Source organism: Kribbella qitaiheensis (assembly GCF_042657745.1).
In the GTDB taxonomy this organism is placed as follows: Bacteria; Actinomycetota; Actinomycetes; order Propionibacteriales; family Kribbellaceae; genus Kribbella; species Kribbella qitaiheensis.
This window is the reverse complement of the sequence record NZ_JBHSKE010000079.1, coordinates 40,304-59,248: the sequence shown is the minus strand read 5'-3', so window position 1 is coordinate 59,248 and position 18,945 is coordinate 40,304. Positions and strand designations below refer to the sequence as shown.

The following is an 18,945-nucleotide window of genomic DNA, read 5'->3' as shown; positions in this document are numbered from 1 at the left end:
AGGCGGGGTGGAACCAACTTCACAGGCTGTCGATGACCGACTGCTTCATCGGGACGACGTCGGCCTCGGCCTTCTGGGCGTAGTCGGAGCGGGTCCGGAAGTCCAGCGCGGTGACGAGGCCGTCCTTGCGCCGGTAGGCCTCCGCCCAGCCCTGGATCTTGATGCCCTTGTCCGTGGAGGTGTAGGAGAGCGCGACGCACTCCACCAAGACGTCCTTCGGGCACGGCAGGTTCCGCACGGCGCCCAGCGCGGTGATGTCCTTCTGGGTCTCGCCCTCGATGATGCCGAGCACATAGGCGTTCGCGGTGACGTTCTGCTTCTGCCGGACCCAGAGGAACGCCCGGGCCTCGCTGTTCGGCGCGTACGTCGCCAACTGCTTGCCCACGGTCTCCTTCGCGACCACGCTCCAGCCGTCGGCCGGTACCACGGACACCCCGAACTGGACCGCGATCGCGTTCGGCGGCGGCGTGTACGTCGAGGCCGGCGGCGTGGTGACCGAGGCGGTCGGCGTCGGCGTGGGATCCGCCGAGTCGTCTCCCCCGGTCAGCAGCACCAGCGCCACCGCCACCAGCGCCACCACGGCGATCCCCGCCACGATCGGGATGAGCAGCGGCGGGACGGCCGGCTTCTTCTTCACCGGTTCGGGCCGGCGCAACGACGGCGACCCCACCTTCTCGCCCCACGGCGAACTGGTCTCCCGCGCAGGCCCCGAACCAACCTGTACTCCGGTATCGCCCGGCGCAGGTGTTCCTCCCGGCGCCGCGGCCAGCCCAGCAACGCCAGGGGCCGCGCCACCTACTTCCGGACCACCCGGCCCAAGTCCCGTCGTACCGGCAGCACCCGCGCTCGCAGTACCGGGGTCGGACCACGGTGAGGCGGGCTTGGGCGGAACCTCGAGGGACCACGGGGACGGTGGTATCTTGGGCTCGGCGGCAGCAGCCGCTGCCGCCGCCTCCGCGTCGTCGGACTCCGTCTTGCGGACCCAGGGATTGCCCGGGCCCTTGTCGCGCTTGCCGCTCACTGGCTCTTGACGACCGACTGCAGCATCGCGGTCGAGTCCTTCTGGATGCTGGCTGCCTTGTCCTTGCGCCCGTACACCCGGATGATCGTCATCACGCCGTCGTTGCGCTCGACCACGCCGACGAACCCGATCACCGGGATACTGCCGTTCTGGCTGGTCGACAGCGCCTCGTAGCTCTGGGTGGTGACGATCTTGACGTCGGTCTTGTCGTCCGGACCCGGCTTGAGCTCCTTCGGCTCGTTCGCCTTGAAGGTGCTCGAGGTGACGGCCTTCTTCTCGATCTCCAGCAGCTTCGGCAGCACCGTGGTGGTCGTCTCGTCCGGGTTCGCCTTGAACGCGTTCACCATGAAGTACGCCTCGCTCTGCTTGAGCAGGTAGACGCCGGTGAACTTGTCCAGGCTCTTGCGCAGGTACCCCGGCTGGGGCTTCACCCAGACGCCCTCGGCGACCTCGATGCCCTCGTCGACGTTCGTGGTCGGCTCGCCACTGGGTTCGGTACTCGGCTCGCCGCTCGGCTGGCTCGTGGGCGCGCTGGTCGGTTCCGGGTTCGGCTGGACGTTGTCGTCGTCACCGCCGCCGAACACCAGCGCCAGTACGACACCGATGACCGCTACAGCGGCAAGACCTCCGCCTGCGAGCAGGAGGATCTTGTTGCCGCCCTTGTCCCGGTTGCCGCCGCCGTACTGCTGGCCGGGGTACTGCTGCTGCCCCGGGTACTGCTGGCCGGGGTACTGCTGCTGCCCCGGGTATTGCTGGCCGGGGTATCCCTGCTGCTGCGGGTAGCCCGGCTGCTGGCCGGGGTACTGCTGCTGGCCCGGGTAGGGCTGCGGCGGAGGCCCCTGCTGGTATGGCGGCTGCCCCGGCTGACCCTGGTACGGCGGTTGGCCCTGCGGAGGCTGGCCCTGGTACGGGGGTTGCTGCGGCTGCTCCTGGTACGGCGGTTGGCCCGGCTGGCCGTAGCCGGGCGGCGGCTGTTGCGGCCGGCCGTAGCCCGGCTGGCCTCCGTACGGCGGCTGTCCTGGCTGGCCGCCCTGGCCGCCCTGGCCGCCCTGGCCGTACGGCGGTTGCTGGTTGCTCATGCCTGCGTCTCCCCAGTGGTTCCGTCGAAGCCGGCCGCCGGCATGCTCCCTTGCATCGCCACCCCGCGCTCGGACTTCGGCACGGAGCGGACCGAGTTGCCACAGGCGGAGCAGAAGTCCGAGTGCGGCAGCAGTGGCATCTCGCAGCGCGAGCAGAACGCCAGCTCGCCGGAGGCGTGGTTCGAGCCGCCGCGCGCGGCGGACTCCAGGGCCGCCTCGAGCAGACCCTTGTGCAGCACGGTGCGGACCAGAATGATCAACGCGCCGAGCAGGAGCAGACCCCAGACCACGCCGAGGATCGCGCCGAGCGTGGAGCCGTGCCCGCCGACGAAGCTGAGCAGGTAGACACCGCCGTGGAACAGCGCGTTCACCACCATCGCCTGGATCAGGCCGGCCACCCAGCGCGGGGTGAACCCGTCGTACTTCTCACCGAGCCCGGAGAACTCCGCGACCGCGAGGCCCGTCGCCGAGCCGTAGATCAGCGGCTTCACGAAGCCCTGCAGCAGGACCACGGAGATCCAGGTGCCGGCGCTGCTGCCCGGACCGGCGAATCCGCCGCTGATCCAGCCCCAGTGCAGCACCAGCGTCTCGAAGCAGGCGAAACCCACGCCCGCCACGACGCCGAAGGTGAACCCGTCCATCAGATCGTCGTACCGCGGCCGCGAGGCCAGGTAGATCGGGCCGATCTGGCGGATCAGCTCCGACACGACCGGGACCAGCAGCATCAGGATCAGCAGGTCACGACCGGCCGGACCTGCCGGGTTGCTGCCGATCGTGTCCGTGCTCAGGCCGATCTTGTCCGACCAGATCCAGGTGAACACCGCGGCCAGGACGCCGGTCAGCACGAACGCCGCGGCGACGACCGGTACCGGCTCGTCCTCCCACAGGTTCACGTCGTACAGGTAGAGGATGTAGACGATCGGAATGGCGAAGGCGGCCACCATGATCGCGACCGGCAGAGCGCCCAGCGCGGCCGTCACCACGGTCAGCAGCAGGGCGAAGCCCAGCGCGACCTTGTAGGTGTACGGCTGGCGGCCGGCGCCTTGCGGCATGATCGTGGAGACGAGTTTGAACGAGGCCACCGGTTCGTCCGGTCTGGCCGCGTACGCCTTCTTGCGCTGAGCATCCCCGGACTGCATGTCGTTGCCACAGTGATGGCAGAAGTGCGACACCTCGGGAACATCAGAGCTACAGCGCGGACATTCCACGCCATCCTCCCAACATTGGACTTGCGGACCGACGCGAGCGCGCGCCGAGGGGTGGTCAGGTCGGCCAGGCCTCAGCCGGACGAACCCGCACAGATTCTCGTACAGGTCGACCCGGATTCATCATTTCTCGCCCGGGGGTCACCCTTTCGTGTCCGGACCGTGCCCTGAATCCGCCGTGTCCGGACCGTGTCCCGCCCGTCCAGACCCCGCTTCCGCCGCCCGCGCCGAGAGCTCCCGCCAGACCTCGTCGACGCGCCCATCCAGGTCCTCGAGACTCCCCGAGTTCTCCACCACCAGATCAGCCACGGCCAGCCGCTCTTCGCGCGACGCCTGACTCGCGATCCTCGCTTTCGCTTCCTCGTCAGCCATCCCGCGCGCACCGGTCAACCGCTCGAGCTGCACCTCCGCCGGTACGTCGACCACCAGCACCAGGTCAAACTTATCCGCCTGCCCGGTCTCCACCAGCAAGGGAATGTCGTGCACCACAACGGCATCGTCAGGCGCCCCGGCCTCGATCTCAGCCGCCCGCGCCCGCACCCGCGGATGAATGATCGCCTCCAGCTTCCGCCGGGCAACCTCATCCCCAAACACAATCCGCCCCACCGCCGGCCGATCCATCTCGCCCTCAGCCGTCAGGACATCCCCAAAGGCCGCCACCACCTCGGCAAGCCCATCAGTGCCCCGCGCAACCACTTCCCGCGCCAGCACATCCGAATCGATCACCAGCGCCCCGCGCTCTCCCAACCGCGAAGACACAGCACTCTTCCCGGCCCCGATCCCACCAGTCAACCCAACTCTCAACACGCCCAGAACCCTAGTCCCCAAACCCGAAGCCCCTCACGTCGTACAGTCGACCGGGTGTTTCCCAACGGTCTGTCAATGCTCTGGGAGTCGGTCGACGCCCGCCAGGCACTCCAGGAGAGGTTCGGCTTCCAGACCTTCAACGCGGCGGTCGAATGGTTGACTGCCGTGCTGGACGAGACCTGGGCAGTCAGAACAGAGACCTGCGACCGCATCGTCATCAGCGACCAGAACGCCATCGCCTGGGTCCACACCGACCACGGACACCTGGTCGTGAAGTGGTCCCGAGCCACAGCCCAGTTCGCGAAGTTCGCCACCACAGCAGAACTGCTCCATGAGCTGCACCAGCAGGGAATCCCAGTAGCCGCTCCACTCACCGCGCTCACCGGCGAGCACCGCGAGATAGTCGACGCCCCTTCCCGCCAGTTATCCGTGACAGTCCAGCCGCACATGGACGGCAACCTGCTCGACATCGCCAACAACCAAGCGGTCTACGAAGCCGGTGTCGCCCTGGCCGATCTCCATGCCGCCCTGGCCGAGCACAAGACCGGCCCTCGAGACGACCCACAGCCAATGCAGCACTTGTTGAATTGGCTGGAGTCAGGAGATCCGGGCTTAGCACCAGAAGCCTCGGCCCGACTCGCCGTCCAGGTCGCCGCCCTGCCACCCCTCGATGTGCAACCACAACTGATCCACAGCGACTACCGCGCCTCCAACATCGTGATGTCAGGCACCGAGGTCATCGCCGTCCTGGACTTCGACGAACTCGCCTGGAACTACTGCGTCCAAGACCTTGCGCAGACGTTAGTCGTCCTCGGCACCCACTTCAAAAACTGGCAACCGACCCCACCCGCGGTACGGCGTACGTTCCTCGCCGGCTACGAGTCGATCCGTCCACTCACGGCCGCCGAACACCAGTGGCTCGAAGCCCTGACGCTCCACCGTGCCATCCAGGCAATCCCACCCGGCGAAGACCCAGCCGGCTGGCGCGACGCCCTCTAAGCACGTACCCAGAGCCCGAGCCCCGCCATCGTCCAGTCGAAGCCGGGGACATAGAACACGAACCTGGGACCTCGCCTCGTAGTACGGGCGAGACCCCCACACCCAGTACGGGGGTGCGGGGGTCTCGGGTACTGCGGGTGGATCAGCCCTGGCCGGTGAGCTTCTCGCGGAGGGCCTGCAGGGCCTCGTCGGAAGCGAGCGCACCCTCGACGGGGACGTCGTCCTTCGGGGCGGCGGCGGAGGAGTACGTGGACGCCTCGCCTGCCTCGACGTCGGCCGTCTTGGCATCTTCGATCTGCTTCTTGTGGGCCTCCCAGCGCGCGTGGGCCTCGGCGTACTGCCGCTCCCACTCCTCACGCTGCTTGTCGAAGCCCTCGAGCCACTCGCCCGTCTCCGGGTCGAAGCCGTCCGGGTAGACGTAGTTGCCCTGGTCGTCGTACGTCGCCGCCATGCCGTACAGCGTGGGGTCGAAGTCGTCGGAGACCGGGTCCAGCCCCTCGTTGGCCTGCTTCAGCGACAGCGAGATCCGGCGACGCTCGAGGTCGATGTCGATGATCTTGACCATCGTGTCGTCGTTGACCTGGACGACCTGCTCCGGGATCTCGACGTGACGCTCGGCCAGCTCGGAGATGTGCACCAGACCCTCGATGCCCTCCTCGACGCGGACGAACGCACCGAACGGAACCAGCTTGGTGACCTTGCCGGGCACGATCTGGCCCATCTGGTGGGTCCGGGCGAACTGCTGCCACGGGTCTTCCTGGGTCGCCTTCAGCGACAGCGAGACGCGCTCGCGGTCCATGTCGACGTCCAGCACCTCGACGGTGACCTCCTGGCCGACCTCGACGACCTCGGTCGGGTGGTCGATGTGCTTCCAGGACAGCTCGGAGACGTGTACCAGACCGTCGACGCCACCCAGGTCCACGAACGCACCGAAGTTGACGATCGAGGAGACGACACCCTTGCGGATCTGGCCCTTCTGCAGCTGGGTGAGGAAGTTCATCCGCACCTCGGACTGCGTCTGCTCCAGCCACGCACGGCGCGACAGGACCACGTTGTTGCGGTTCTTGTCGAGCTCGATGATCTTGGCCTCGATCTCCTGGCCGACGTACGGCTGGAGGTCGCGGACCCGGCGCATCTCGACCAGCGAGGCCGGCAGGAAGCCACGGAGGCCGATGTCCAGGATGAGTCCACCCTTGACGACCTCGATGACGGTGCCGGTGACGACGCCGTCCTCTTCCTTGATCTTCTCGATCGTGCCCCACGCCTTCTCGTACTGAGCGCGCTTCTTGGACAGGATCAGACGGCCTTCCTTGTCCTCCTTCTGGAGAACCAGGGCCTCGACGTGATCTCCGACGTTGACGACCTCGTTCGGGTCGACGTCGTGCTTGATCGACAGCTCGCGCGAGGGGATGACGCCTTCGGTCTTGTAACCGATGTCGAGGAGGACCTCGTCCCGGTCGACCTTGACGATGGTGCCCTCGACGATGTCGCCGTCGTTGAAGTACTTGATGGTCTGATCGATCGCCGCGAGGAAGTCTTCCTCCGACCCGATGTCATTGACCGCTACCTGCGGGGTGGTGCGTACTGCGGGGTCGAGAGGTGCCTCGATGCTGGCCGTCATGTGGTGGGTTGCTCCGTGGGCTGATGGTGTCGTACGGGTGCGCAAGGACCCTTGGATCGCACCCAACCGCTGGATTGCCTGAACAGGACAGATTCACCACCGACTGCTTGCGAGCACGAGCCTGCTCCGTCCGAGGTCGCGCGGGCCCATAGCGCATCTCACAGAATACGTGTATTGACTCGGGCACGGCAACCCGGGGCACCCGGTCCGAACCAGGCACCCGCCGAGGCCTCCCGACGTATCACTGCACTCAATGTACGACGTCCAGGTCGGGTCGGCCGCCCGCGAGGTCCCCCGTGTCGGCGATCCGGGTGAGCAGGGCGTGCGCGGCGGTCGCCACCGGGTTCGCCGGCCGCCTGGCCGCGAGGTCGATCAGAGCCCACAGATCCGCCGCGCGCCCCCGCTCCTCGAGCCGGTCCCCGAGGTCCGGACCGGTCTCCCGTACGACGCCGAGCAACGCCCTCCCGAGCACCGGGTCCTCGCAGAAGCGGAGCAGGTTCCCCAGATCCGTGTACGGCGATCCGGCGTGCGCGAACTCCCAGTCGATCAGCCCGGTGAGCTCGGCGGTGTCCGGGTCGACCAGCAGGTTCTTCGGGTTGAAGTCGCTGTGCACCAGGCAGATCCGGTCCACCCCGGTGTCGGCGAGGTCCTCCGCCCTGTCCAGCACGGAGTACAGGCTTTCCACCTGGTCACGGGTGAGGCCCAGGTCCTCGACGTACCGGTTGAACCACTGGGTCAGTCCGCCCGCGCCGTAGGACTCGATCACCAGGTCGCGGCCGACGAACTCCCCGAAGGTGAGGAAGGGCATGCCGCTGAGCCGGACGAGCAGGTCACCCAACTGCTCGCCCACCTTCTGGCGCTCCTTGTCCCCGGCGGTGTCGAGATACGTCTGCAGGTTGATCCCAGGCAGCCGCTCGGTCAGTACATAAGGAGGCGCCCCGTCGCCGGCCGGGTCGGGCATCGCGTCCAGCACCCGAGGCACCGGGAGCAGTCCCCGGACGAGCCGCAGCAGCGAGACATCCACGGCCGCGCGCTCCGGGTGCCGGGCATAGAGCCGCAGCACGGCGTCCTCCCCGGCCGCACTCACGGCGTAGGTCTCCCCGCCGTAGCCGCCGGTGAGCGGTACCGCGCTGGCAGCGAGAGCCTCGAAGTCATCCATGCCGCCGCATCCTTCCGCACGTCGCCGACAACCATTTCCGCTACCTCAGTTGCGTAAATCAATCCCGACTCCTAAGCTCATTACGAAACCGCGGTAGCGGAAATGAGGAGCGATGGTCGGGCGAGGAAGACCGCGGGACGCCGGCGTCGAGGAGCGGGTGCTGGCCGCCGCGCTCAACGAGATCCGGCAGGGCGGGTACGCCGGGCTCTCGGTCGACCGGGTCGCCGAGCAGGCCGGGGTGGCCAAGACGACGCTCTACCGCCGGTGGCCCAGCAAGGCCGAACTGGTGGTCGCGCTGATCACCAGCCTCCGGGAGGACGTCCCCTTCGAGCCCACCGACGACCCACGACGCGACCTCACCGGCCTCGTCACCGCGGTCGCGACCAACCTCGCGTCCACCCCGCCCGCCTTGATCGCGGACCTGGCCGCGGCCGCCGCCCGCGAACCGCGCGTCGGCGAGAGCGTCAGAGCCCTCTGGGCCGAGCGCCATCGCGACGTGACCGCCGTCGTCGCCAAGGCCCAGGACGCGGGCCTGGTCCTAGACCACGTCTCCCCCGCGGTCCTGGTCGACCAACTCGTCGGCCCGCTGTACTACCGGCTCCTCGTCACCGGCGAGCCGCTCACCCCCGACTACGCGAGGAAGCTCGTCCGCAGCGTCCTCGGACCTGAGGAGTCCCGATGACCACCGCCACCACCAACAAGACCAAGAACAAGAACAAGAAGAGCCCGGTACGCCGTCGTGTGCTCGCCGGCGTCGGCGCCTTCGCCGTCCTGCTCGCCGGGTACTGCGTCTACGCGATCGCGCACACGACCGTGCTCCACACGGAGATCGAGATCGACGCGACGCCGGAGCAGGTCTGGCAGGTGCTCGCCGACCGCGAGGCCTACCCCGAGTGGAACCCGTTCATGGTGTCGTCGACGGGTGAGCTGAAGGTCGGCGCGAGGATCACCAACGTGCTCAAGGACACGAACGGCAAGGAGACGACCTTCAGCCCGGAGTTGCTCGCGGTCGAGCCGGGCAAGGAGCTGCGGTGGATCGGCAAGATCGGTTTCGGCGGCATCTTCGACGGCGAGCACTCGTTCCGGATCGAGCCCCTCGACGGCGGCCGGTCGAAGCTGATCCAGGAGGAGAGGTTCAACGGCGTCGCCGTCCCGTTCACGGTCGGCATGCTGAACGACACGATCAAGCCCCAGTTCCAGGCGATGAACCAGGCCCTCGCAGAACGCGCCGCCGGTTAGGGTGATGCGGTGGTGGAGCCGCGGCGGGTGGAGTTGAGCGAGCCGGAGACCTCGAGGGCCAGCCGGACCTACTGGGACTCGGCCGCCGACGAGTATCTCGAGGAGCACGGCGCGTTCCTCGGCGACGACAAGTTCATCTGGTGCCCCGAGGGTGTGGACGAAGCAACCGCCCAGCTCCTAGGCAAGGTCCGCGGCAAGCGCATCCTCGAGGTCGGCTGTGGCGCCGCCCAGTGCTCCCGGTGGCTCGTCGGCCAAGGCGCGAACACGGTTGCCTTCGACATCTCCGTCGAACAACTCCGCATCGCGCACGAGCTCGACCTCCGCACCGGCACCGCAGTACGGACTGTTGCTGCCGATGCGATGGCCATCCCGTTCAAGGACGGCGCCTTCGACATCGTGTGCTCGGCGTTCGGCGCGCTCCCGTTCGTCGCCGACGCGGAAGCCGCACTCCGGGAGATCGCCCGGACCTTGAAGCCCGGCGGACTACTCGTGTTCTCGGTGACGCACCCGATCCGGTGGAGCATGCCGGACGACCCGACGCCGACCGGCCTGCGGATCACCCAGTCGTACTTCGACCGGACGCCGTACGTCGAGGTGGACGACCACGGCACCGCGATCTACGCCGAGCACCATCGCACCACCGGCGACTGGGTCCGGGCGCTCACCGGCGCCGGCCTGGTCATCGACGATCTGCTCGAACCCGAGTGGCCGGCCGGGCACGACCAGGTCTGGGGTGGGTGGGGACCAGACCGCGGCCGCCTGGTTCCAGGCACCGCGATCTGGTCGGCCCACAAACCCTGAACCGCCACCGACCCTGAACGGGTCAGACGGACTCCGCCGGCTCCGAAGAGTCGTCCGGCTCGGCGGCCCGCCGCGGACGGAGCTGGAAGAACACGACCACGCCCAGCAACAGCAGGCCGATGATCAGCGAGACGAGCGGCACCCAGAAGCCGATCGCGTGCAACTGCGCGGCCTTCGCCTTGTAGCCGCCCTCGTCGACACCGTTCTCCTTGGCGCCCTCGACGTTCTTCTTCACCGTGTCCGCGTCGTACTCGATCTGCACCTGGGTCGCGGTGACCTTCGCCTCGCCGTTGTAGCTGAGCGAGGCGAGTTGCTGCTCCCGGCCCTTGATGATCGCGCCGGTGACCGGCTCGATCCACAGCGTCCGGGTGTTCTGGTAGCTGCGCTGGACCTCGACCGAGTCCATCCCGGGCTCACCGACGAGGTTGCCCGGCACCATCAGCGGGGTGGCCAACGGCAGGTCCTGCTTGGGCACATCCTGCTCGAAGCGGTACACGGTGAGACCGTTGAGTTTGGTCTCTTCCTTGAAGTCGATCGGGTACGCCTTGCGCGTGGTGGTGTCCCAGAACTGGTACCGCTTCTTCTCGGTGCCGAACGGGAACTTCAGCACCAGACCCTGGTGTCCTTTGAAGAACGGGCTGTCCTCCTTGGGCGTCAGCCGGTCCTCCTTCCTCAGCGTGGTGGTGATGTACTCCCCGCTGTTGTCCTTCGAGGCGTCCGGGTTCCAGCGCACCGACTCGCCCGTGGTCGCGTCCAGCACGACCCGTTCCTGCACGAAGCTCAGCGGCGCCTTCGCGGTGTCACTCGCGGACTCGGGGAACTGGTAGTCCTTCTCCGTGTCCGTCACCACGGCGGTGTCGAACACCACCACCTTGCGATTCAGTGCCTTGCTGATCTTCTCGGCCGCGACCACGTCGCCCCGGACGGTCCGGCGCGAGTACAGGTCGACGTTCTTCTTCTCCGCCAGGTCAGCCACGCTGAAGATGGTGGCGTCCTTGCCCACCGACACCGTGTGCGCGACCTGGTCGGAAGGTGCGACGGCGAGCGTCGGATACGCGTAGAACTTCGCCAGCGCGGCAACGCCGACGAAGAAGATGCCCAGCGCGATCACCAGTGCACGACTGCGATTCCCCACAACAACCCCTCCCGGTCTGTCCGCGGGACGCTACCAGCGAGTAGGGACGCTTGAACAGAGAACGGGGGCGACAAAATCCGGCAGTGGCCGAACTGTCATATAGTCCGCCTCCATGAGGGGGATCTGGGGTACAGTCGCGCTGCTTCGCCGACCACCGCACCAGGCCGTGCTGCGAGGCGTGGTGGTTGCTGTCGCCGTCGTGCAGGCTGGGGTGCTCGGCCTGCTGGCGCGACGTGGCTATTGGCTCAGCGACGACCTTGACTTCCTCGTGCAGGGCAGCCGTGGCTTCGCGCCGCGCGAGCTGCTGACCCCCGTGAACGACCACATCGCGCCGGGTCTGCGCTTCGTGTACGCCGGCTTCGCCGAGCTGGCTCCGCTGAACTGGGACGTGACCATCGCGTGGCGGATGATCATGCAGGCCTTGGCGATCACGCTGATGGGCCTCCTGCTGCTCAGGCTTCTCGGCTCCAGCTGGTGGGTTGTCACCGGAACTCTCCTCTACGCGTTGACCCCGCTGAGCATGCCCTCGTTCATGTCGTTGTCCAGCGGCGTGAACAACCTGCCCGCCCACGTCTTCGGTCTGTTGCTGCTGCACGCGACCCTCGACTGGTATTTCGGCCGCCGGCTCCGGGCGATTGCCTACGGCCCCCTTTCGTTGCTGATCTCCTTGGCCTGCTGGGAGAAGTCGGCCCTCATCCTCGTCACTGTCGTCGCCCTGGCGCTCTATCAGCGGACTGAGCCGCTCGGGCCGTGGTTGCGCCGGACGCTGCCGTACGCGGCCGCGCTACTGATGCCAGTAGTTGCCTTTGGCATCGTTTATCTGCAGCACGGCAATCCGTCGGCGGGCAGGCTACCGGAACCGCGGCAGCTGCTCGACCTGGCCGGCCGCGCGTTCGCCGTACCGCTGGGTGCGCTGGTCGGTGGACCGTGGGAGTGGAACGCCTTCGGCACCCCGATGGGCCTGGCGACGCCGCCGGCGGCGGCCTCGGTTCTCGGTGGGCTTGTCGCGGCCTTCCTGCTGCTGACCGCCTGGCGCCGAGATCGGCGAGCTCTGCTGCTGTGGGGATCGGTCGTCGTCTACGTGCTGGTGACCCTGCTGCTGGTGTCCTACGGGCGGTTCAGGTTGTTCGGCGGCATCTTCACCGCGCACTACCACTACTGGTCGGACCTCTCGATCCCGCTGACGTTGGCCGTGGTGCTGACGGCGACCTCCATCCGGCCGCGCATCGTCTTCGCCCGCTTCGTGCCGGTGGCAGCGCTGTGTTGCCTGGTCGCCTGGTTCGCCGGGACTGTGGTGACAGCCACCGGCTTCGCCGAGCAGTGGGCCAAGAACCCCGCCAAGCCGTACTTCGCGACCGTCCGGGGCGAGCTCGATCGGTATGGGCCGACGGCGAACCTGTGGGACACCACGATGCCACCGACGATCGTCAGCCTGCTGTCGCCCGACATCCGGCTCTCATCGATGCTGCGGCTGACCGGCATCCCGTTCCAGTCACAGGCACCCGGCAGCGAGCCGTCCATCGCGGATGACACCGGCCGGTTCCGGCCGGCGACCCTGACTGTGTGGTCGCAGGCCGAACCACCAAAGACCGGCAACACCATCTGCGATCTGCTCGTGCGGGGGACGGAACCCGTGACGCTGCCGCTGCGGTCCACCCCGACCGAAGCTGCCACCGGCAACTGGTACGCCGAGATCAGCTACTTCTCCAACCGGGAGAACCACCTAGTGGTCGAACTGCTCGACGACAACGGCTCCGTCGCCGCGATGCCGGCCGTCACTTGGCCGGCCGCCTTGCCGGGCGACATGTACTTCGGTCCGTCGGACCACATCCGTGCCACCGCGGTGCGGCTGCGTTCGACGGATCCGGGGACGAACCTCTGCCTGGGCCACATCGAGGTCGGACTGCCGGAGGTGAGCAGGTGAGACGAACCAGGTTCCCGGCCCTCGACGGCCTGCGCGCGGTCGGCGCACTCGCGGTCCTCGGCACGCACATTGGCTTCCACAGCGGTGACGCGTTGCACGGCCCGTTCTCGGGGCTGCTGGCCCGGTTGGACGTCGGAGTGGCGATCTTCTTCGCGATCTCCGGGTTCCTGCTCTACCGGCCCTGGGTGGTCGCCTGGTTCGAGGAGACCGAGCCGCCCCTCGTCCTGCCGTACCTGCGCAATCGCGCCCTGCGGATCCTGCCCGCCCTGTGGGTCGTCGTACTGCTCGCCGCTCTCGTCGTACCGCACGACCGGGCAGTGTCGTGGGTGGTGTACCTGCGGCATGCCACGCTGACCCAGATCTACGCGCACGATCCACCTGCGGACGGGCTCACCCAGCTGTGGAGCCTGGCAACGGAGGTCGTGTTCTACCTGTTGCTGCCGATCCTGGCGAAGCTGTTGACCGGCTACGAGCGCCCGACTCGGCGCGGTGTGCGTTGGCGGCTCGCTGTCCTCGCAACGTTCACGCTGCTCGGCCCGGCCTGGATGGCCGGAGTCAACGCCGGCAAGCATGCGATCGCCGGGCTCTGGTTGCCCGGTTACCTCGGCTGGTTCGCAGTCGGTATGGCCCTCGCCCTGTGGCAGGTGGCTCGCAGCAGTGGGCGGCTCGGCCCGTCAGCGCTCGACACGTTGACCAAGCTGCCAGGTACGGTCTGGGCCGCCGCAGTCGCACTCCTCGTGATCGCGAGCACCCCGGTAGCCGGTCCGTTCAGCCTGATAGCGCCGACTCCTGGGCAGGCCTTCACGAAGAGCCTTCTTTACACGGCGATCGCCGCGTGCGTGATCTTGCCCGCGGTCACCCCGACGGCCAGGACGGCCAAGGTCCTGGGTGGACGGGTCGGCCACATCGCCGGAGACATCTCGTACGGCGTGTTCCTCTACCACCTGATCGTGCTCAGCCTGGTCGAGCGACTGATCGGCTTCGAGCTGTTCCACGGCCAGCTCGCGCTCTTGTTCTTCTCTACCCTGGCCGGGTCAGCCGCTCTCGCGGCCGTGAGCTACTACTGCCTGGAGCGGCCGATCATGCGCCGGGGCCGACGGGACAGGAGCTACGACGTCTCGCCGGTAGGCCTGGACAAGAGGGCCAGCGCGCAGCCGAACAGGACAGACGCCTGGACGACACCCGAGGTCAGCCCTGCTCCCCCGGCCGGCCAGGGCTGAACCACTGCGACCAGGGTCCCCGCCAGAACCGCGCCGGCCGTCACCGCGAGCATCGCGATCCGTCGGTCGGACAGGAACCACGAGCACGCTGCTGCGAGCATGACCGCTCCCAGGCCGATCCAGCCGGACATGAACGTGCCTGCGGCCAGGCCCCACACCACCGCAACCCACGGCCTGACTCTGCGTGCCTCCCGGAGCCGGTGGCCCGAGTACCTTGATCCATGGCGGAAAAACACCGCCAGGGCGAGCACGGCCAGCATCGCGACAAGACCGACCAGCAGGCCAGCCCGGTACGTACGGTCGGGCATGAACCGCGCAGTGACGACCTGCTCCGCTCCGGCAGGCAGCAGCCAGCCTTGTTGCCAGCCGCCGATCCGAATCGGCGCCAGCTTGTGCCCGGTGCCGTCGTACGCCACCCAGCCGTCGCTGTAGTTCTGGGCGACTGTCAGTACCGACTGCTCCTCGGCAGCCGGCACCTCGATGGTCAGCTCGGCGGGGTTGGGTCGCCAGACCTCCACGTTCTTCACCGGCGTGACAGCCGCCCTGGCGAGACCTGCCCTGGTCAGCGTGAGCGCCACCGGCACGAAGCCGCCTCCAGCCAGCGCATCGACGTTGTGCCGCCCGGCCTGCAAGGGAACCGCTGTGTGCTCCCCGCAGGTGGTGAACGTCACCGGCCGACGCTGCAGGACGTCTCGCACGGTTGCCTTCACCTCGGTGTCAGCCGGGACTCCGTCCACTCGCAAAGCCGGGCCGAACCCGCAGTACGCGCCGGTGCGGGCGTCCGGATCCAACGCTCTCCGCAGGTCGTCCGCACCCAGGACCCGGATCTCGGAGACGCCGACCGGCGCGGTCCGGGCAGCCCCGCTGGCCGAGTCGAAGTCGATCAGCGGCTTGGCCGAGGTGAAGAAGACCTCGATCGACCTGGCCGCACGGGCGGGGAACCTGACATATCCTTCCGGGTCCACCGTGAGCTCCGCCGGAGCGGCACCGTCTAGCCGGACCGAGACGTTGGCGGGCTGGGACGCGGCCAGGTAGGGATCGGTGAGGAACTGCAACCCCTGAACTTTCCTTGCCCGAGGCAACCTCAGGGTCAGTCGCGGTCGCAGGTCGGCGCTGTTCGCGACCCAGCCCGTGCCGAGATCGCGGTCCACCGCGGTACCGGGACGACCTTCCGGCGCGGCCACGGCGCGGGACGAAGCGGAGGCAGTGATGGCGCCTGGCGTGGCGAGCAGCCGGTCGAGTGCGGTCCCGTCCTTGGGAAGCGCGGTGCCCTGGAGCCGGTAGGACGCCGCCCCGGGCAGGTCCACACTGCGCAGGAGGCCCGTCGGTTCCTCGGAGTCCGAGGCGGCCGCCTGCCGGCACAACGGACGGGTGTCCACGTGCAGGCAGGCCGATCGTCCGATCTCCTGATTCCTGAACACCAGCGCGTCCGGCTGACGGGCCAGCCCCGACGGCACCGCCAGCCGGCTGACCGGGGTGAGACCGGGCACGGTCAGCTCGGCGATCGACACCCCGTTCGGATTCTTGCCATCCGTCACACCGACGCGGATCCGCAGTCGTTTGGTGCGACCGGGCGGCGTGGGGATGTGCTGCGCCTTGTTCGTGCCGACCACCAGGGTCGTCAACGAGCCGGCATCGGTCTCCACCTCCAGCGTCCGTACCGGCTCGGTGGTCGGCGCCGCCAGCGAGAACTGGATCTTCAGACCCTCCACCGAACGCTGCGCCGAGAAGCTGAGCTCGAGCCACTCGCCACTGCTGCGGCCGAACGTGCCCGAGATCCAGCGGCTCGACGGGTCACCGTCGACGGCCGCGAACGGGCCGTTGCCCGGGCCGGTCCACAGCGTGGCGTTGGCGTCGCCCGCGGACGACGACGCCCGTACGTCGACCAGTCCGTCGGCCCACGTCCTCGTAGTACTGAGCGCGGCCGGGTCGACGACGTACCCGAGAGCTCGTCTGCGCAGCGTGCCGGGATCGGAGCCGGTCAGCACGGCCGAATAGTTGTCCGACGCCCGGCCGACGGAGACCTCGCGACGCTGCATGCCGTCCGTCTGGACCAATGGGAGGTCATGGAAGCGACCAGCCGCGTCCGTGCTGGTTACGGCCTCACGGTCCCCACCCAGCGCGGTTAGGACACCCGGCACGTCCTCTGGCGCCCCGCGGACCTCCACCAACTGCGACTGCGGGACCAGGCGGGCCGTCGTCGTCGTGCCGACGTCGTAGATCTCCACGCTGGGGTAGGGCAGCCGGGTACGCCCGTCGAGGGTCACCCCGGGTTGCTCTATGGTGCTGCCCGTGAGCGGGCCGAACGAGGCCACCCGTTTGATGGCGGACTCGGCCAGGCTCTCATGGACCGCGAGAGTCGGACTGACCCGAGCGTCGTACCGGAGATCGTTCCGCACGACGACATACCGGACGCCTGCCCGCGCGAGGGTCTGCTGCAGCGTCCTGTCACCGACACCTGTACCGAGCCGGCGCTCCACCTCGTCCAGCCAGCGCGTAGTACCGGCGGAGCCGAGCGGTACTGCGTCCCGCACGGCCATCGGGCGTTTCAGCAAAGCCTGGAAGGGCTCGTCCTTCGTCGAGCCCCAGGTGAAGTCCGCGAACGACGCAGCCGGTACGACGAGCACGCTGCCGCTCGTCTGCTGACTGTCGAGCCAGCGGGCCGCCGCACGCCAGTGCTCGGGGATCGCCTGGTAGCCCTCGGGCCTCGGTAGCTGCGCGAAGATCGCAGGCGTGGCCACCGACACGACGAGGAAGGCTGCCAACACCGGCACGAGGCGGCGGTGAACACCGCGGGCCGTCGACCAGCTGGTCACGCGGGTGAGGGCGTGAGCCGCAGCAAGCATCAACGGCAGGCGGACGACCAGCTCGAACTTGTGGGTGTTTCGCAAGGCTGCGAGCGGCCCGTCGAGCAGATCCTGCAGCTGTGGCGACAGCGGCGAGCTGACGTGCCCGAGCGTCACCAGGAGTAGGCCGACCACAAGCGACAACTGCAGGAAGCCACGGTGCTTGAGCGACCCCATCGCCAGGCCGACCAGCCCGAGTAGCGCGACAGCGGCCGTCGTGAGGATCAGTGCCGGCTGCGTCACGAACAGCCAGCCCGCGGGCCAGCTCGGACCGCTGGCGGTGGTCAGGAAGTTCAGCCACTGCGACGTGCCGCGGAAAGACTCGAAGACGCTCGCCGTGCCGGTGGTGATGGCGGCGTTCTCGATCCAGTCGAGGAAGGGCGGGCTGTAGCGGCCGAGCAGTACCAGCGGCACCAACCACCAGAACGACACCGCCACCACACAGCCGAACCAGGCGACCGCGAGCTTCAGCGTCGACCTGTCCAGCCGTCGCGTGATCAGCCACAGCGCGGGCAGGATCAGCGTGGCTCCTGTCGCTACCGCGTTCACGCCGCCGACAAGGCCGAAGGCCACTGCGGACCAACCGACTCGCCACCAGCCGGAGCGCGCTCGCGGAGTCACCAGCGGCAGCAACACCCAGGGCGCCATCGCGAGCGGCCAGACCTCGATGGAGGTGATCGCCACCTCACCGAGCATCCGTGGACTCAACGCGTACAGCATCGCCACGACGAAGCGAGCCCAGGGAGCGCCGTACCCGAGAGCGCCGCAGAGCTTCCACACGCCGAGGAAGGCCACGCACAACACCAGTGACCACCACAGCCGCTGCGTGACCCAGCCGGGCACGGACAACGCGTCCAGCAGCCAGTGGAACGGACCCATAGGCAGCAGGTAGCCGTAGGCCTGGTTCTGCAGTTGACCGAAGGCGCCCTGGGGATCCCACAGGTGCAGGGAGCGAGCCAGGAAGGCACCCGGTCCGGCGGTCAGGTCGAGCTTGGTGTCCGGCACGATCTTGCCGGGAGCCTGGTGGAAGCACAGGGCGATCAGGACGAGGCAGCCGAGCACCAGCCTCGTCCGCCAGACCACCCGCTCCCTGTCGGCCGTCTTCATCGGCGCCGGAGCACCAGGACGAGGTTCCAGGTCGCGAACTCCCGCACCCCGGGAACAGCCAGTACGCCGTACGCCCAGCGCGGGTGGTAGCGCGGCAGGGCGGCCACCAGGTCGGCATCGGCGCAGGCTCGGGCCCAGCGGAGTCCGCCGGCCACGGTGATCGGGAAGAGCGATTCGCCGAACTTGTTCTTCGGCGGGTGGCCCTGGCGCCGTTCGTACCGCCGGGCGGCGCGATGGCCGCCGAGGAAGTGCCAGGGGGCTGTCTCGTGACCACCGTGCAGGCCCCACCAGCCCGTGTACGACAGGAAGATCGTCCCGCCGGGCCGGGTGACGCGAACCAGCTCGTCAGCCATCAGCCAGGGATCGGGGACGTGTTCGAGCACGTTCGACGAGAAGCAGATGTCGACCTGGGCGTCCCCGACCGGCAGCGCCATACCGCTGCCGAGGACGGTCCCCTCCACAGGTTCACCTCGGCCACTAAGCTCGCCGAGATCGGAGTCGATCGCGTAGTACGTCGCACCCGCTGCGCGGAAGGCGTCGGCGAAGTACCCGGGCCCGCCGCCGACGTCGAGCATCCGTGCGCCGCGCAGGTCGGCGTACTCGGAGAGTTGGCCGACGGAGTCGTCGGCGAGCGTTCCGTAGAAGAGATCCGGGTCGGTCTGCTCCACGCCGAACGCCTTGAACAGGCGCACGACGCGGCCGACGTCGGCGGTCCACCGGACGGCGGATCGGGGACTCGGAATCGCTGCGGACACAGGCGGACCCTAACCGATTTCGCGAGA

At 68.3% G+C, this 18,945-nt stretch carries 15 protein-coding genes; 6 read left to right on the top strand and 9 right to left on the bottom strand.

Annotated elements, in window-relative coordinates; all coding sequences use genetic code 11:
- Positions 1 to 19: 19 nt before the first annotated feature.
- The 4 genes from ACFPJ1_RS41295 to coaE form a co-directional block, all read right to left on the bottom strand.
- Positions 20 to 1,021 carry a hypothetical protein gene (locus ACFPJ1_RS41295; RefSeq protein ID WP_380111861.1) on the bottom strand — a complete coding sequence of 334 codons (1,002 nt, stop codon included), beginning with the start codon at positions 1,019 to 1,021 and terminating at the stop codon, positions 20 to 22.
- Positions 1,018 to 2,100: a PT domain-containing protein gene (locus ACFPJ1_RS41290; RefSeq protein ID WP_380111860.1), complete on the bottom strand. Its 1,083-nt coding sequence runs from the start codon at positions 2,098 to 2,100 to the stop codon at positions 1,018 to 1,020. Before ACFPJ1_RS41290 ends, ACFPJ1_RS41295 begins: the two co-directional genes overlap by 4 nt.
- Positions 2,097 to 3,239, bottom strand: a complete 1,143-nt coding sequence (locus ACFPJ1_RS41285) for a PrsW family glutamic-type intramembrane protease (protein WP_380111859.1) — start codon at positions 3,237 to 3,239, stop codon at positions 2,097 to 2,099. Before ACFPJ1_RS41285 ends, ACFPJ1_RS41290 begins: the two co-directional genes overlap by 4 nt.
- A 207-nt stretch (positions 3,240 to 3,446) precedes the next feature.
- The gene (gene coaE, locus ACFPJ1_RS41280; RefSeq protein ID WP_380111858.1) at positions 3,447 to 4,112 is read right to left on the bottom strand and encodes a dephospho-CoA kinase; all 666 of its coding nucleotides are present in this window, start codon (positions 4,110 to 4,112) and stop codon (positions 3,447 to 3,449) included.
- 54 nt (positions 4,113 to 4,166) lie between these two features.
- Here coaE and ACFPJ1_RS41275 point away from each other — a divergent pair, with 54 nt between their 5' ends.
- On the top strand, positions 4,167 to 5,111 hold the full coding sequence (locus ACFPJ1_RS41275; protein WP_380111857.1) for a phosphotransferase enzyme family protein: 945 nt from the start codon (positions 4,167 to 4,169) through the stop codon (positions 5,109 to 5,111).
- A gap of 142 nt (positions 5,112 to 5,253) precedes the next feature.
- Here ACFPJ1_RS41275 and rpsA read toward each other — a convergent pair whose 3' ends face one another.
- A complete protein-coding gene (gene rpsA / locus ACFPJ1_RS41270) occupies positions 5,254 to 6,732 on the bottom strand; it encodes a 30S ribosomal protein S1 (protein WP_380111856.1) in 1,479 nt (492 codons plus the stop codon).
- A gap of 250 nt (positions 6,733 to 6,982) precedes the next feature.
- Positions 6,983 to 7,891: a phosphotransferase family protein gene (locus ACFPJ1_RS41265; protein ID WP_380111855.1), complete on the bottom strand. Its 909-nt coding sequence runs from the start codon at positions 7,889 to 7,891 to the stop codon at positions 6,983 to 6,985.
- Positions 7,892 to 8,003: 112 nt separating this feature from the next.
- Here ACFPJ1_RS41265 and ACFPJ1_RS41260 point away from each other — a divergent pair, with 112 nt between their 5' ends.
- Genes ACFPJ1_RS41260 through ACFPJ1_RS41250 form a run of 3 tightly spaced genes read left to right on the top strand, consistent with a single transcriptional unit; the run spans position 8,004 to position 9,931 of the window.
- Positions 8,004 to 8,573: a TetR/AcrR family transcriptional regulator gene (locus ACFPJ1_RS41260; protein ID WP_380111854.1), complete on the top strand. Its 570-nt coding sequence runs from the start codon at positions 8,004 to 8,006 to the stop codon at positions 8,571 to 8,573.
- A complete protein-coding gene (locus ACFPJ1_RS41255) occupies positions 8,570 to 9,130 on the top strand; it encodes an SRPBCC family protein (RefSeq protein ID WP_380111853.1) in 561 nt (186 codons plus the stop codon). Before ACFPJ1_RS41260 ends, ACFPJ1_RS41255 begins: the two co-directional genes overlap by 4 nt.
- A 9-nt stretch (positions 9,131 to 9,139) precedes the next feature.
- The gene (locus tag ACFPJ1_RS41250; protein ID WP_380111851.1) at positions 9,140 to 9,931 is read left to right on the top strand and encodes a class I SAM-dependent methyltransferase; all 792 of its coding nucleotides are present in this window, start codon (positions 9,140 to 9,142) and stop codon (positions 9,929 to 9,931) included.
- A gap of 22 nt (positions 9,932 to 9,953) precedes the next feature.
- On the opposite strand, the gene pgfA is transcribed toward ACFPJ1_RS41250, so the two are convergent.
- Positions 9,954 to 11,066: a cell envelope lipid trafficking protein PgfA gene (gene pgfA, locus ACFPJ1_RS41245; protein WP_380111850.1), complete on the bottom strand. Its 1,113-nt coding sequence runs from the start codon at positions 11,064 to 11,066 to the stop codon at positions 9,954 to 9,956.
- 112 nt (positions 11,067 to 11,178) lie between these two features.
- Between pgfA and ACFPJ1_RS41240 the strand changes: the two genes are divergently transcribed.
- Positions 11,179 to 12,990, top strand: a complete 1,812-nt coding sequence (locus ACFPJ1_RS41240; RefSeq protein ID WP_380111849.1) for a hypothetical protein — start codon at positions 11,179 to 11,181, stop codon at positions 12,988 to 12,990.
- Complete coding sequence (locus ACFPJ1_RS41235) at positions 12,987 to 14,210, top strand: acyltransferase family protein (protein ID WP_380111848.1); 1,224 nt, start codon at positions 12,987 to 12,989, stop codon at positions 14,208 to 14,210. The genes ACFPJ1_RS41240 and ACFPJ1_RS41235 overlap by 4 nt, the downstream gene beginning before the upstream one ends.
- Here the strand turns inward: ACFPJ1_RS41235 and ACFPJ1_RS41230 are convergent.
- Complete coding sequence (locus ACFPJ1_RS41230; RefSeq protein ID WP_380111847.1) at positions 14,099 to 18,163, bottom strand: alpha-(1->3)-arabinofuranosyltransferase; 4,065 nt, start codon at positions 18,161 to 18,163, stop codon at positions 14,099 to 14,101. The two genes, ACFPJ1_RS41235 and ACFPJ1_RS41230, sit on opposite strands and share 112 nt — an antisense overlap.
- Positions 18,160 to 18,918: a class I SAM-dependent methyltransferase gene (locus ACFPJ1_RS41225; protein ID WP_380111845.1), complete on the bottom strand. Its 759-nt coding sequence runs from the start codon at positions 18,916 to 18,918 to the stop codon at positions 18,160 to 18,162. The genes ACFPJ1_RS41230 and ACFPJ1_RS41225 overlap by 4 nt, the downstream gene beginning before the upstream one ends.
- Positions 18,919 to 18,945 lie beyond the last annotated feature (27 nt).

Excerpts from the sequence above, each read along its gene's own strand:
- ACFPJ1_RS41255 (WP_380111853.1), top strand. The coding sequence starts at position 8,570 with ATGACCACCGCCACCACCAACAAGACCAAGAACAAGAACAAGAAGAGC.
- ACFPJ1_RS41240 (WP_380111849.1), top strand. The coding sequence starts at position 11,179 with ATGAGGGGGATCTGGGGTACAGTCGCGCTGCTTCGCCGACCACCGCAC.
- rpsA (WP_380111856.1), bottom strand. The coding sequence starts at position 6,732 with ATGACGGCCAGCATCGAGGCACCTCTCGACCCCGCAGTACGCACCACC.
- ACFPJ1_RS41265 (WP_380111855.1), bottom strand. The coding sequence starts at position 7,891 with ATGGATGACTTCGAGGCTCTCGCTGCCAGCGCGGTACCGCTCACCGGC.
- ACFPJ1_RS41260 (WP_380111854.1), top strand. The coding sequence starts at position 8,004 with ATGGTCGGGCGAGGAAGACCGCGGGACGCCGGCGTCGAGGAGCGGGTG.
- ACFPJ1_RS41290 (WP_380111860.1), bottom strand. The coding sequence starts at position 2,100 with ATGAGCAACCAGCAACCGCCGTACGGCCAGGGCGGCCAGGGCGGCCAG.
- ACFPJ1_RS41285 (WP_380111859.1), bottom strand. The coding sequence starts at position 3,239 with ATGCAGTCCGGGGATGCTCAGCGCAAGAAGGCGTACGCGGCCAGACCG.
- ACFPJ1_RS41230 (WP_380111847.1), bottom strand. The coding sequence starts at position 18,163 with ATGAAGACGGCCGACAGGGAGCGGGTGGTCTGGCGGACGAGGCTGGTG.